General features: G+C 68.2%; 10 protein-coding genes. 4 read left to right on the top strand and 6 right to left on the bottom strand.

What is annotated here, in order from left to right; translation table 11 throughout:
- Positions 1-117: 117 nt before the first annotated feature.
- Positions 118-885, bottom strand: a complete 768-nt coding sequence (locus ABZV44_RS39595) for a trans-aconitate 2-methyltransferase (RefSeq protein WP_354848506.1) — start codon at positions 883-885, stop codon at positions 118-120.
- Between the two features lie 253 nt (positions 886-1,138).
- Here ABZV44_RS39595 and ABZV44_RS39590 point away from each other — a divergent pair, with 253 nt between their 5' ends.
- From ABZV44_RS39590 to argH, 3 genes are read left to right on the top strand one after another with little or no spacing between them, the layout of a single operon-like run.
- The gene (locus ABZV44_RS39590; RefSeq protein ID WP_354848500.1) at positions 1,139-2,341 is read left to right on the top strand and encodes an argininosuccinate synthase; all 1,203 of its coding nucleotides are present in this window, start codon (positions 1,139-1,141) and stop codon (positions 2,339-2,341) included.
- A 54-nt stretch (positions 2,342-2,395) separates the two neighbouring features.
- Positions 2,396-3,313 carry an SAM-dependent methyltransferase gene (locus ABZV44_RS39585; RefSeq protein ID WP_354848497.1) on the top strand — a complete coding sequence of 306 codons (918 nt, stop codon included), beginning with the start codon at positions 2,396-2,398 and terminating at the stop codon, positions 3,311-3,313.
- A complete protein-coding gene (argH, locus tag ABZV44_RS39580) occupies positions 3,310-4,731 on the top strand; it encodes an argininosuccinate lyase (RefSeq protein WP_354848494.1) in 1,422 nt (473 codons plus the stop codon). Before ABZV44_RS39585 ends, argH begins: the two co-directional genes overlap by 4 nt.
- A 60-nt stretch (positions 4,732-4,791) precedes the next feature.
- On the opposite strand, the gene ABZV44_RS39575 is transcribed toward argH, so the two are convergent.
- The 5 genes from ABZV44_RS39575 to ABZV44_RS39555 all read right to left on the bottom strand — a co-directional run bounded on the left by ABZV44_RS39575 (position 4,792) and on the right by ABZV44_RS39555 (position 9,973).
- Entirely contained in the window at positions 4,792-4,974 is a 183-nt protein-coding gene (locus ABZV44_RS39575; RefSeq protein ID WP_354848491.1) for a hypothetical protein, read from the bottom strand.
- A gap of 182 nt (positions 4,975-5,156) precedes the next feature.
- Positions 5,157-6,590 (bottom strand): hypothetical protein, encoded by a 1,434-nt coding sequence (locus tag ABZV44_RS39570; RefSeq protein WP_354848488.1) that lies wholly within the window; start codon positions 6,588-6,590, stop codon positions 5,157-5,159.
- A 540-nt stretch (positions 6,591-7,130) separates the two neighbouring features.
- A complete protein-coding gene (locus ABZV44_RS39565; RefSeq protein WP_354848485.1) occupies positions 7,131-8,873 on the bottom strand; it encodes a DUF222 domain-containing protein in 1,743 nt (580 codons plus the stop codon).
- Positions 8,874-9,105: 232 nt separating this feature from the next.
- A complete protein-coding gene (locus ABZV44_RS39560) occupies positions 9,106-9,576 on the bottom strand; it encodes a DUF1801 domain-containing protein (protein WP_354848482.1) in 471 nt (156 codons plus the stop codon).
- Positions 9,577-9,625: 49 nt separating this feature from the next.
- Positions 9,626-9,973, bottom strand: a complete 348-nt coding sequence (locus ABZV44_RS39555) for a VOC family protein (RefSeq protein ID WP_354848479.1) — start codon at positions 9,971-9,973, stop codon at positions 9,626-9,628.
- Positions 9,974-10,159: 186 nt separating this feature from the next.
- Here ABZV44_RS39555 and ABZV44_RS39550 point away from each other — a divergent pair, with 186 nt between their 5' ends.
- Positions 10,160-13,069 (top strand): LuxR C-terminal-related transcriptional regulator, encoded by a 2,910-nt coding sequence (locus ABZV44_RS39550; protein ID WP_354848476.1) that lies wholly within the window; start codon positions 10,160-10,162, stop codon positions 13,067-13,069.
- Positions 13,070-13,217: the final 148 nt, after the last annotated feature.

Raw genomic sequence — 13,217 nt, 5'->3', positions numbered from 1 at the left:
TCGACTTCCAGCGTGGCACAGCGGCGTACGCCGTGATCGTGAATCGCATCGAAGGGTGGGTTTCGGACATTTGCCGGATTCGGTGCCGACTGGTCGCTCTGAGGGGGCCGGTTGCTCTCACTCCGGCTTGTGCGCGACCGCGAACACGCGACGGAACGGCAACCAGGTGACACCGTCCGGCTGCTGCGGATAGGCCGATCGCAGCAGTGGCGCGAGCTCGGCCCGGAAGTCCTGCCACGCGGCATCGTCGAGCGCGTCGCGGACCGGACGCAGTGCGGTTCCGGTCACCCAGTCCAGTACCGGATCATCCCCGGTCAGCGGCTGCAGATAGGTGGTCTCCCAGGCATCCACCCGGCATCCGGCCGCGGTCAGCACCCCGGCGTATCCGGCGGGATCGGGCACCGCCTGCCGATCCAGAATCCCCGCCGCCCCCAGCCGCTCCCGCCACCGCGGCGACGACGCGAGCTCCCGGATCGCGAGATGTGAAGGCGCATCGAAGTTCCCGGGCACCTGAATCGCCAGCCAGGCGGCGGCGGGCAGGGCGGCCACCCAATCCGGCAGCAGCGCAAGATGATCCGGTACCCACTGCAGTACCGCATTGGTCACCACCACGTCGGTGTCCGGTGCGGGCCGCCAGTCGCGGACATCTGCGACAGTTGCGTCGATGCCGTGTTCCCCTGCCGCGGCGACCATTTCGGGCGAGGAGTCGAATGCCTCGAGGGCCGCTTCCGGCCACCTGGTCGCGAGTGCCGCGGTGAGATTGCCCGGTCCGCAGCCGACATCGGCCACCCGCCGGGGTTTGTCCGCGCCGACCCGCCCGACCAGGTCGAAGAACGGTCGCGCGCGCAGGTCATCGAAGGCGAGGTACCTGTCCGGATCCCACATGGGCCCCTCCGTATGAACGTCGAATTTCCCAAACCGTACGTCCGTACTGTATTCCTCGCCGGGTTCCGGTGCAAGGATGTGACGGTCACCGGCGGCCGGATCCATGCAGGCGAGGACCCCGGTTATGAATGGGATTGCATCATCATGCATAATCATTTGCAGGACGACGGAGCGCGCCAGAGGGACCGGGACGGGACCGCGGGGCAGCACACCGGTCGAGGGCCTATACGAACAATCGAGGAGCACACGGACTATGACCAAGCGCGTCGTACTCGCCTACTCCGGCGGGCTGGACACCTCAGTCGCCATCAGCTGGATCGGTAAGGAGACAGGCGCGGAGGTCGTCGCCGTCGCCATCGACCTCGGCCAGGGTGGCGAGGACATGAACGACGTGCGCCAGCGCGCGCTGGACTGCGGCGCCGTGGAGTCCATCGTCGTGGACGCCCGCGATGAGTTCGCCAACGAGTACTGCCTGCCGACCATCCAGGCCAACGCCCTCTACATGGGCCGCTACCCGCTGGTCTCGGCCATCTCCCGGCCGCTGATCGTCAAGCACCTGGTCGAGGCCGCCGAGTACCACGGCGCCGACACCGTCTCGCACGGCTGCACCGGCAAGGGCAACGACCAGGTCCGCTTCGAGGTCGGCATCGGCGCGCTCGCGCCCGACCTGAAGGTCATCGCCCCGGTCCGCGACTACGCCTGGACCCGTGAGAAGGCCATCGAGTTCGCCGGCGAGAACAAGCTGCCGATCAACGTGTCCAAGAAGTCGCCGTTCTCCATCGACCAGAACCTGTGGGGCCGCGCGGTCGAGACCGGCTTCCTCGAGGACCTGTGGAACGCCCCGACCAAGGACGTCTACGACTACACCGTCGACCCGACCGTCAACTTCGAGGCGCCCGACGAGCTCATCGTCACCTTCGACAAGGGTGTGCCGGTCGCCATCGACGGCCGCCCGGTCACCATGCTCGAGGCCATCACCGAGCTGAACAAGCGGGCCGGCCGCCAGGGTGTGGGCCGCCTCGACATGGTCGAGGACCGGCTCGTCGGCATCAAGAGCCGCGAGATCTACGAGGCCCCCGGCGCCATCGCGCTGATCACCGCGCACCAGGAGATGGAAGCGGTCACCATCGAGCGCGAGCTGGGCCGCTACAAGCGGCAGGTCGAGCAGCGCTGGGGCGAGCTGGTGTACGACGGCCTGTGGTACTCGCCGCTGAAGCGCGCGCTGGACGCCTTCGTCGCCGAGACCCAGCAGCACGTGTCCGGTGATGTCCGGATGGTCCTGCACGGCGGCAGCGTCGTGGTCAACGGCCGTCGCTCCGACGAGTCGCTCTACGACTTCAACCTCGCCACCTACGACGAGGGCGACACCTTCGACCAGTCGCTGGCCAAGGGCTTCGTCCAGATCCACGGCCTGTCCTCCAAGGTCGCGGCGCGGCGGGATCTCAACAGCAAGTAGTAGCCTGCGACCGGAGCTGATTTCACTCGAGCGCCGGCCGAAGGAGACGCGCCCATGCGAACCGATGACGACAGTTGGGACATCACGGAGAGCGTGGGCGCGACCGCCATCGGCGTGGCGGCCATTCGCGCCTACGAGACCAGCCGCGAGGACGCCCTGTTCCACGACCCGTACGCGGCGACGCTGGTGGCCGCGGTCGGGTCCGAGGGCTGGAACGCCATGATGTCCGGGGCGCTGAGCCGCCGGAGCATCAGCGACGGGGACTACCAGGCCTGGTCGCTGGGCAATGTCCTGGTGGCCCGCACCGTCTACTTCGACGAGTATTTCGCCGCGGCCGCGCGGGCCGGGATCAGGCAGATCGTGATCCTGGCCGCCGGCCTGGACGCGCGGGCGTACCGGCTCGAATGGCCCTCGGACACCCGGATTTTCGAGCTCGATCAGCCGAAGGTGCTGGCGTTCAAGGCCCGGGCGCTCGCCGATGGCGAGCCGGTGGCCGATCGCCGTGAGGTGCCGGTCGATCTGCGGCAGGACTGGCCGAAAGCCCTGCTGGACAAGGGGTTCGAACCGGATCGGCCGACCGCCTGGCTGGCCGAGGGGCTGCTGCGTTACCTGCCGGGTCACGCCCAGACTCAACTGCTCGAGCGTGTGGTGGAGCTCAGCGCGCCGGGCAGCCGGATGGCGATCAACCTCGGCACCGGGTCCGGTGATCTGGACGACGAGTTCCGGGAGCGGCGCCGCAAGGTGATGGCGGACGCCGGGCTGAAGCTGGACCTGGAAGACCTGTTCTACCCGTGGGAGGGCCGCGAGGACCCCCGCAGCTGGTTCGCCATGCACCGCTGGCTGGTCACCGAGGGCGACCCGGTCGCCCTGCTCGAGGACCGCGGCCGGGCCGTTCCCGAGGCGGTCCGGGCCGCTATGACCCAACACATTCTGATGACCGCGACGAAACCGCGAGGAGACGACACGCTATGACCCAGGGCGGCAGCACCAATGAAGGCGCGCTGTGGGGTGGACGCTTCGCGTCCGGCCCGGCCGCGGCGATGGCGGCGCTGAGCAAGTCGACCCACTTCGACTGGGCGCTCGCGCCGTACGACATTCGCGCCTCCAAGGCTCACGCACGTGTGCTGCACAAGGCCGGGCTGCTGTCGGAGACCGACCTGGCGGGCATGCTCGCGGGCCTGGATCAGCTTGCGGCGGACGTCGAATCGGGCGCGTTCGGCCCCCTCGAATCCGATGAGGACGTGCACGGCGCGCTGGAGCGCGGGCTCATCGACCGGGTCGGCACCGAGCTGGGTGGCCGCCTGCGCGCGGGCCGCTCCCGCAACGACCAGGTGGCCACGCTGTTCCGCATGTGGCTGCGGGATGCGGTGCGGCGCATCGCCTCCGGCGTGCTGGACGTGGTGGACGCCCTGGTCGAGCAGGCCGCCGCGCACCCGGACGCGGTGATGCCGGGCAAGACCCACCTGCAGGCCGCCCAGCCGGTGCTGCTGGCCCACCACCTGCTCGCGCACGCCCACCCGCTGCTGCGCGACATCGACCGGATCCGCGACTTCGACAAGCGGGCCGCGGTATCGCCGTACGGTTCCGGCGCGCTGGCGGGCTCCTCGCTGGGCCTGGATCCGGAAGCCATTGCCGCCGAACTGAATTTCGACTCCTCCGCCGCGAACTCCATCGACGCCACCTCCTCGCGCGACTTCGCCGCCGAGGCCGCGTTCGTGCTGGCCATGATCGCCGTCGACCTGAGCCGCATGGCCGAAGAGGTGATCATCTGGAGCACACCGGAATTCGGCTACATCACGCTGGCCGACGCCTGGTCCACCGGCTCCTCGATCATGCCGCAGAAGAAGAACCCGGACGTCTCCGAGCTGACCCGCGGCAAGGCGGGCCGCCTCATCGGCAATGTCACCGGCCTGCTCGCGACCCTGAAGGCTCAGCCGCTGGCCTACAACCGTGACCTGCAGGAGGACAAGGAGCCGGTCTTCGACTCGGTCGCCCAGCTCGAACTGCTGCTGCCGGCCATCGCGGGCCTGGTCTCCACCCTGACCTTCCACACCGACCGCATGGCCGAGCTCGCCCCCGCCGGCTTCACCCTCGCCACCGATATCGCCGAATGGCTTGTCCGCCAGGGTGTTCCGTTCCGCGTCGCGCACGAGGCCGCGGGCGGTTGTGTGCGCGTCGCCGAGTCCCGCGGCGTCGGCCTGGACGAGCTCACCGACGCGGAATTCGCCGCCGTCGACCCGGCCCTGACCCCCGGGGTCCGTGAGGTCCTCACCGTCGAAGGCTCCATCGCCTCCCGCAATGCCCGCGGCGGCACGGCCGGCACCCAGGTCGCCAAGCAGCTCGAGGAGGTGCGCGGCACCGCCGCCACCCAGCGCGCCTGGCTCAGCTGATACTCGAAACAGTAACGGCCCGTTGGATTTCCGACCTGGAAACCCAACGGGCCGCTTTCGTCATCCGCGTCGATAATTCATGTGTTTCGCGGCGGGCACCGCGGCACGACCGGCGTCGTGCACCTTGCCGTTCGCGGTGGTCTGCTGCTTCTTGTCGCCCTTCCCGCGCCGTTCGCGCCGCGACAACGGGCGCTCGGCGGGGTCCTCGGCAGGGATTTCGGGCAGCGGAAAGCGCTCGGGCATGAGTCCTCCTATGGGTATGCGTGACCGACGGACCGGGTTCGATCGCCGGTCGGAATCGGGAATGCCACAGGCACGGTCAAATCGGCAGACCGCCGGGCGTCAAGGGCGAAGCGCGCTCAGGAGAACAGGAACAGCCACATGCCGGGCACTGTAACCACAAGCGCGCATCCGCCGCATCCCATTTATTTCTCGTCAGCAGACTTGGTTCGTTCCAGTAGGTCAATGAAGTTCGCGCGCAGCTCGTCGTAGGGTTCGATCGCGGCGGCCTCGCTCACCCACGCGCGGGGGCCGGTGGGAAGATCCTGACCGTACAGCCTGTTCAACACGTGAAAACCGATGCGGCGCAGTCGCGTACCTTGTCCGCGCAGCGCGGTCCGAATCAATGGCAGGACGTCGGCCTCTGCCACGCCGGCATCACCGATATAGCTCAGGACGAGGTCAAGGGCGCCTTCCCCATCGGAGCTCCCGATAATCCTCTCGGGATCCGGGCCCACCGCAATCTCGTCCAATGGCAGCACCTGGCCGGCCAGTCGCACGAGGGTGGTGTATTCGGGTTCGGGGGTGTGGGTGGCTGCCCAGTACCAGACATACTGATCGTGCGGCGGTCGTCGGAGACGGGACACGACATGCGGATACGCGTCGATTCCGACCGCCTCAGAGCACATGAGCGCCAGGCGGAAGTTGGATTCGCCAGTGGGTTGATCCAGTGCCGACCGGACATGTCGTGACCAGTCGGGGCGGGCCAGCAAGGCGGCGTATTGACCGAGCAGGCGTGAGATGTCCGCCTCTGGCCAATCGTGTTCGGGCGGAGGCTCTTTCAGCAGGTTCTTCAACCGCCCGGCGGTATCGATGAGGGTGAGATTCAGGGGTGCGGAGGCGATCAGCTCGCCGAATCGAGCGAGGCAGGGGAGCGCGTCCGCGTAGTGCCGGATGTCCGAGCACGGTCCGGGCAAAGCCACGAGGGCGTCGAGGATTCCCGCGGCTCCGTGAAGGAGTTCGTCGTCGACCTCCGGTGCGAGCAGCGCGGTGTAGAGATCACCTGTGGTAGCGGCGAGATGGGCGAGGTACTCGTTCAGGATCCGATTGCGGAAGCCGCCGCGCAGCAGCCAGGACTTGATGCCGGGGTCCTGGGTTCCCCGCAAGCGCTCGACGGTGTGGATGCGACCCCAGCCGTCGACACGCTGGGCAAGGCGATGGATTGCCTGCTCTTGATCGGGTTGGGAGTTGGCCAGGGCGACAACGGCATACAGGGTCAGGTCTTCCAGCGCGCCCAGTAGTAGCAGTAATTCCTGATCGCGTGCGTCACCTGCCATGCCCAGCATGACGATGCCGAGCGCCACGGCATTGCGGCGAGTGCCGTGTTCGGCCAGCCACCGTGCCAAGGCGCGCAGATCCTCGGCGGGGTGATCGAGTGCGCGCAGCTCTTTGATCAGGTCGTCGGCAACGTCAAGGGCGCGGTACTCCGCGAGCCGATCGTGCAGGGCAGTCAAGGTTTCGGCGTCGGGTGCCGAGAGCGCGGCCGCGACCGCGTCGATCAGCGTGGTGACGGGTGGGGATTCATCGGACGCCGCTAGATGATGGGTTCGAATCCCGTCGAGGACGGTCGAACTCAGCAATCGAGAGTCGGTGGATTGCTCGTCCGGGAGCGGACCGCCACCGTCCGGCCACGGGCCGGGGCCGTGTAATGCGGTGAGGCTGAGAGCGTGAGCGTGAAAAGTGGTCCGGTCATCCGAGAACTCGGGAGCCGACCACTGGCCGGGGATCACCGGCAGGGGCGCTTGGCGCCCTTTCCATCGAAGAAGATCACAGTAGGACGATAGAGCCAAAAGACTGAAGAGACAAAAGATAAAAGATGCCTGGAGGAGGGAGAGGGTGTCCGAGCTTGCGAGGCCCCCTCGCCTACCAGCCCCATCACGGCCCGGCCGTTCATCGTCTCTGTGTATTTGTCAAAGAACCATGAGCTGAGGAAATCCCTGGCGGTCTCGAACGTCGGTAAACGGTTTCGAGTTGTCGGTAGAGGTGATGCGTGCACTCGGTGGGCTGGGAGGTGAGGTGTGGCTCCCGGTTGGGTGTCAGCTCCAGTGCGGCAGGGCGGGGACGCAACTACACCTCCTCGTTCCTGCGCACACGGTGTGGGAGAGCGGCCGCCTCGGGGCTCACGCCACCCGCGAACTCCACTCCCGGCAACCGGATTCGATCCTGGCGGCCACCCGCTCCGCCATGTGATGACGCTCGTTGACCTGTGGGGTTCGGGTGGGATCGATGTGCTTGGGTGCGATCCATGCGCACCGTCCGGGGTGTGGTGAATCCTGGCCCATCACAATCGTTTTCCACCCGTCCGGGCTGTTGTTGACGAGTGCGTGGCAGTGATCGCACGCCAATGTCAGGTTGTTCAGGTCGGTGGGTCCGCCGGCGGCCCAGTCGGTGACGTGGTGGGCGGCGCACATACTCGCGGGTGCATCGCAGCCTGGGCGGGTGCAGCCCTTGTCCCGGGCGATGAGGGCGAGGCGCTGAGCGGAGGTCGCAAGGCGCTTGCAGCGGCCCAGGTAGACCGGAATCTCATTGGCGTCCAATACCGCGAGCACCGGGCGGGTGCCCTGAGCCAGCACGAGGGCCTCGTGGATGGTTACGTGGCCGCCGGTGCTGGTGGTCGCCATACCCGCGCCGCGCTCCACATCGGCCAGGCTCATTGTCAGCACCGGCTGCACGCGCATGCCTCGGTGGGAGCCGAGCTCGGCAGCGCTGATGCCGAGCTTGACGGTGTTGAGGGCGAGTTCGGTGGGGGAGATGCCGAGCGTGCCGGTGCTGACGGCGAGTTCGGTGGGGGAGATGCCGAGCGTGGCGGTGCTGACGGCGAGTTCGGCGGGGGAGATGCCGAGCGTGGCGGTATTGACATCGAGTTCGGCGGGGGAGATGCCGAGCGTGGCGGTGTTGACGGCGAGTTCGGCGGGGGAGATGCCGAGCATGGCGGTATTGACATCGAGTTCGGCCGCGCTGGCACGGGGCTTGGTGGCGTTGACTCCGGCCTGGCCAATGTTGATGTCCGGCTGCAGCAGCGCGTAGAGCGCGTCGTGGGTGCGCTGTGCGGCATCGCGACGGTCGCGGCGTGCGGCCGCTTCGAGGACCTTGGAATCGATTCGTGCTGTGGCGGTCAGTATTTCGGCGTCGTCGATGTTGCACATGCCCGGCCGCGCGAACTTGGCGAGAATCGCGTCCAGCGACGCGCGCAGTCCGGGGGTGAGCCAGCCTTCCATCTTCGACATGCCGTCCACGCCGGGGCGGCCGATCATGATGCCGCGGCGGTGACGCCGGTCGGCATCGGAGATCACGGTCCCGTTGGGGTCGAGGCGGGCGAGGATTTCGCGGCCGATCTTGGGCAGGTCGTCGGGGGATTCGGTGTGGCAGAACGCAACCAGCAGTTCCTCGGCCTCGGCCCGCGCTTGTGTGGGGATATCGGAGGGCAGGTGCGTCATGATCTCGACGATGCCGCGCACCTGGTCGCGGGAGATGGCGGCGGTCTCAAAGGCTTTGGCGGTCGCGGGCAGAGTCGCTGTGCACGGTTGGCCGGTGCGGTCGAAGAACTCTCCGCACGCACCGGCGATCTTCACCCGCACCGAGGCGTCGTAGCGCGACAAACCGAGGGTGTGACGCAGGAACGGCACCAGATCGTTGTCCCCATTCTGCTGCGGCAGCGAACGGTCGGAGGTTTCGATGACCAATCGCGAATCCAGCGCGGACAGTTGCCGTTTGCAGGTCTCCAGCTTGCGCATCAATTCCACGACTTCACTGTCCGTGAATTGATCCAGGTTGCCGTGGAGGATCGAATTCGACAAGGTCTCGACCGCGGTCGCCAATTCGGCGATGCCGCAGGTGTCGAGTGTTGCCTCCTTCGAATTCATGTGCTAATTCTACCGCTGTCGGCAAGGCCCGGAAACCCGAAATGTCCAGTATGGCAAGGTAATTCAGCAGAATCTCAGCGAACGCGGAGGAGCTCTCTCTTTTCAATCCTATTGCTTGCCAACGGATCAACCTACCGCGTTGCCTGACGCGGCATTACCAGGTCGATGGCCGATGGTGTAACCCGCCACCGCGGGTGGCGGGTTACACGATCAACCCTTGCTGGAGCCGGCACTAACTCAGGGCCTGCTTCAGGAGGTCGGTAATGCGGGCTTCGACCGCGGGGGTCATGGCCTTCAGTGCGTAGTTGACGGCCCACAGGTCGCCGTCGTCGAGGTTGGCGATGTCGTTGAAGCCGAGGGTGGCGTAGCGGTTCTTGAACTTGGCGGCGGTCTGGAAGAAGCAGACGATCTTGCCGTCGCGCATGTAGGAGGGCATGCCGTACCAGGTCTTGCAGGTGAGTTCGGGGGCCACGGATGTGACGAGGGCGTGGAGGCGTTCGGCGATCTCGCGGTCGGTGCCGGTCATTTCGGCGATCTTGGCCAGGACGTCCTGTTCGCCGTCGGCCTTGGCAGAGCGGGAGTTGCGGCGGGCGGCGGTCTTCAGTTCCGCGGCATGGTCTTTCATGGCGGCGCGCTCTTCGGCGCTGAAGCCGACGGTGGTCTTCTCAGCGGTGGTCTTCTTGGTGGTGGTTTCGGTGGTCATGGCTGGATTCCTTTGCGGGAGTGGGGGAGAAGGCTGGGCGGTGGAGCGGTCAGCGGTCCTGGATGAGGCCCAGGACATTGCCGTCGGCATCGGTGAGGGTGGCGACCAGGCGGCCGCCGCCCACCTCGCGCGCGGGTTGCTGGACGGTCGCGCCGGCTGCGGTGAGCTCGGCGACCTTGGTCTCGATATCGCCGACGTGCCAGTAGGAGACGGGGGCGGCCGGGCTCTGCGGGCTGCCCGCGGGGACCAGGCCGATGTGCTGCCCCTCGGACTCGAAACCGATGTAGTAGGGCGAGTCGGTCTGGGGCTCGATGCCCAGCAGCGCGGTGTAGACGGTCTTGGCGGCGGCGAGGTCGGAGACGGGGTGCAGCACGGTCCTGATGCCCAGCGTGGTCATGATTTCTCCTGGTGAGTGGGGGTCCGAAGCGACCCTGTGGTCCGGTTGGCTCCTGCGAACCCGGTGTGCATTCAGCTTCGCTCCCGGGGCCCCTCGGCCACATCCGTGGTGACCACGGAATCCACCACGGAGCCACACCGAACCCATCGGTACCGTCTTCCGGCGACCATGCGGCAGACTGAATTCATGGCTGTGACGTCGGAAATCTCCACTCGCGAGGCGGAAGTGCTGACCCTGGTGGGCGAGCACCTCAGTAATGCCGAGATCGGTGCGCGACTGTTCATCTCGGTGCGCACGGTGGAGAGCCACGTGTCCTCGCTGCTGCGGAAACTGGATATGCCCGACCGGCGGGCGCTGGCCCTGCACGCCGCGGCGACCCGCGCCGCGAGCCCGCGACCCGCGCCGGCGCTGCCGAAACCGTTGACCTCGTTCATCGGTCGCACGCGGGAGCGGGCGGAGCTCACGGAACTCATCAAGACGCAGCGGCAGGTGACCGCGGTCGGACCCGGCGGCGTCGGCAAGACCCGGCTCGCCCTGGCGGTGGTGGCGGACGTGGCCTCCGACTTCGCCGACGGCGTGTGGTTCGTCGATCTGGTGCCGATCGCCAGCCCGGATATGTGTGTGGTCGCGGGCACCGTCGCCATGGCGCTGGGCATCGGTGAGCAGCCCGGCCGCGGCTTCGACCGCGCCGTGCTGGCCGCGCTCGCCGACCGGAACGCGCTGCTGGTGCTGGACAATTGCGAACACGTGCGGGACGGCGTCGCCCCCTTCGTAGAGCAGTTGCTGGCGGCGTGCCCGGGTATGAGCGTGCTGGCCACCAGCCGCGCCCGGCTGATGGTGCCGTTCGAGCGCGTGTACTCCGTGCCGCCGATGTCGCTTGCCGGTGACGGTGATTCGGACGCGGTCGCCCTGTTCATGGACCGCGCGGCGGCGGGCGGCTGGCCGCCCAACCACGCCATGCGCGACCAGGTCGCGACCTTCTGTGAACGCCTCGACGGCGTGGCGCTGGCCATCGAACTGGCGGCCGCCCGCTGGACCACGCTCGGATTGGACGGTCTCGCCGCCGGTTTGGACGATCAGCTGCGCATGCTCTCCGGCGGCGCCCGCGCCGACGACCGGCACCGCTCGGTGCGCGCGGCCCTCGACTGGAGCCACGCCCTGCTCGAGCCCGAGGACCGGATGCTGCTGCGGCGGGTCTCGGTGTTCATGACCTCGTTCCCGGTCGAGGCGGCGGCCGACGCGGCGGGCCTCGACAAGGGTGCGGTGGCAGCCGGATTGGCGCGACTGGTCGAACAGAGCCTGCTCGTGGTGACCGATACGCCGACCGGTACCCAATTCCGCGCGCTGGAGACCATCCGGCAGTACGGTCTCGAACAACTCGAGGCGGCGGGTGAGGTGACCGACGCCCGCGCCGGGCATCTGCGCTGGTGCCTGGCCGAGGCGGGCGACCTCTCGGTGGTGCGAGCCGACTGGCGGGCCCGATTCGATACCGCCGCAGACGATTTCCGCGCGGCACTCGGCTGGGCTTGCGAACGCCCCGACCGTCGAAGCGACGCCTACGGCCTGGCGCGGCTGCTGGCTCCCCTGATGTTCACCCGGCACCTCACCGGCGAATCCCGATGGCGCTACGAGCAGGCCGCCCACCTCGCCGACGACCCGGCCGCCGCCGCGGAATTGCTGCGGCACGCCGCGGCCGCGGCCGGTTGCCAGGGCAATGGCGATGACATGTACCGCCTGTACCGCGCCGCCGCCGAATTCGCCCAGCGCGCCGGCGATTCCGCCGCCGCGTCCATCGACCTGGCGACCGCGGCGGCATCCGCCTATCGATTCTGGGGCAAGTTCGAGCGCATCCCGGCCCGCGAAGACCTGGTCGCACTCATCGCCGAGGCGCGCCGCCTCGCCGCCGCACCAACGTCAGCCGCTCCGGCCGGTATTGCGGCGGGGACAGATGCCGCGCCGGCTTCCGCTGCTCCGGCCGATATCGCCCGGGCCGGGGCTGTCACGGTCGATCCGGCTCGGGCGGAGGCTGCTCGGGCTGCCATCGCACTGGCCGAGGCCGTCGTTCTCGCCAATCCCTTCGGTGCGCCGCAGGGCGTTACCGATGTTCCTGCGCCGGAAGTCGTTTCGAGTGTGGAGCGAGCTGTCGAGCTCACGCACGCCACCCGTGACCCGTTCGCCGAATCCGCCGCCCTCGATGCCCTCGCCGCCGCTCAGAGCCGAGCCGGCGAATTGCGCGCCGCCGCGGCCACCGCACGGCGGCGTATCCGGCTGCTCTCGACCACACCGGACAACCCGGTCGGCACCCACGAACTGATCGACGCTCTCGGCCAGGCCACCGAATTCGGTCTCGGGGCGGGCGATCTGGCCGGAGCGCGCCGCTGGGGACGGCAACTCGCCGAGCATCCGATGCTGGCCGAGGTCGGGCATACCGCGACCAGCCGCCTGCTGGTGGCGGATGCGTTGGCGGGCAATGTCGAAGATGTCCTCGCACACAGCGCGCGCTTCCTCGAGGCCTGGCATCGTGAGGAGCGCCCGGCCCGCTCCGCGCTCGGCGCGGCCGTGGCCGGGGTGCGCATGATCCACGGCCTGCGCGACGACTACGACGCCGAACGCGAATGGACCGGCGTACTCCAGCAACTCGGCACCCCGGCCACGGATGCCGATGGCTACCAGGCCGTTTTCGACGCGCTGCTCATGTTGCACCACGGCCAGCCGGAGGACGCGCTGGAACGCACCGAACTGACCCCGGCCGAGGCGCGCACCCGGGTGACCGGCGCGTGGCTGCCCTGGTACCTGGCCCTGCACGCCGAAGCCGCCGCCCTGACCGGGAACACCACCACATCAGGCGATCTCGCGCAGGCGCGCACCGAGGTCACCGGAAACCCGGTGGCCACGGCCATCATCGACCGAGCCGAAGCCCTACTGGCCAAGGACCGCGACCGATTGCTGTCCACCGCAACCACTTTCGAGTCCGCAGGCTGCGTCTATCAGTCGGCCCGAACCCGGATCCTGGCCGGTGGCGCGGACGCCACCGAGGGCGCCGCCATGCTCACCACCCTGGGTGTATCCCCCATGACCGCACTCGTGCACCTCTAACAGTTCGGCAGCGCGTACTCTGCTCCGCCGCCTCGGACGAGGACGTAACCGGGCACTTCGCCCGCTAGCGTGGAGGCGCAGAAACCCACCCGGTGAACCGACGGGCATCGGACTTACTCAGTCCGAACTCGCGGATCGGGCCGGGCTG

It is taken from the genome of Nocardia sp. NPDC004860, from assembly GCF_040609015.1.
GTDB lineage: Bacteria > Actinomycetota > Actinomycetes > Mycobacteriales > Mycobacteriaceae > Nocardia.
This window is presented reverse-complemented; position numbering and strand designations above follow the sequence as displayed.